The following is a 601-nucleotide window of genomic DNA, read 5'->3' as shown; positions in this document are numbered from 1 at the left end:
ATACCAGCTCTCTCACTAAAATCTGCTATTGCATGTTCAATCGGCTCACGGTTAGCTACTCGTCGATTGATTCGCTCGAATTCTTTAATAATGTATGTATCCGGATCTGGATAAAGCAGCTCTAAATCTTTTGTCACTTCTAGGAAGGCATTCTCTATGGAACGACCTGCTACAAGGGAGGAAGATAATGAAAATAGCGCTTGTTGAAATTGACGGCTGAGTTCTGTTTTCCGTTTTTTTATTAGAATTTGCTTTTGAAACCTTGGGTATAGAAGGCCTAAAGCTGAAAATACAAGTGCGGCAATCAAGTTATTATAAAAAATAAATCCAATAGCAAAGAAGACTAAACCAGCTAGAGATGCATATAGGATAAACTCCTGCTTCTTCATTTCGTATACATTGTAATCAATGATCGAACTATTTCTTGGAGCTACGGAGGCTTCAACGTGTTCTTCCTCTACCTCCTCTACTTGTTCTGCTTTGTTCTTATTACGTTTGTCATACAATAAGAACGCAACAATTGTAATGATAACGGCACCGCCAACAATTAATAGAATCTCTATTTTCATTCACCTCTTTGCAAAGAGTTATAGTTTAACTC

Annotated in this window: 1 protein-coding gene; it reads right to left on the bottom strand. The window is 37.3% G+C overall.

Features of this window, described 5'->3' with window-relative positions; all coding sequences use genetic code 11:
• On the bottom strand, window positions 1-569 hold a 569-nt coding region (locus KH400_RS20845), incomplete at its 3' end, for a type II secretion system F family protein (protein ID WP_369009389.1).
• Between the last annotated feature and the right edge of the window lie 32 nt (window positions 570-601).

It is taken from the genome of Desertibacillus haloalkaliphilus (assembly GCF_019039105.1).
GTDB lineage: Bacteria > Bacillota > Bacilli > Bacillales > KJ1-10-99 > Desertibacillus > Desertibacillus haloalkaliphilus.
Note: the sequence above shows the minus strand (reverse complement) of the source record. Positions and strands in the feature narration are given on the sequence as shown.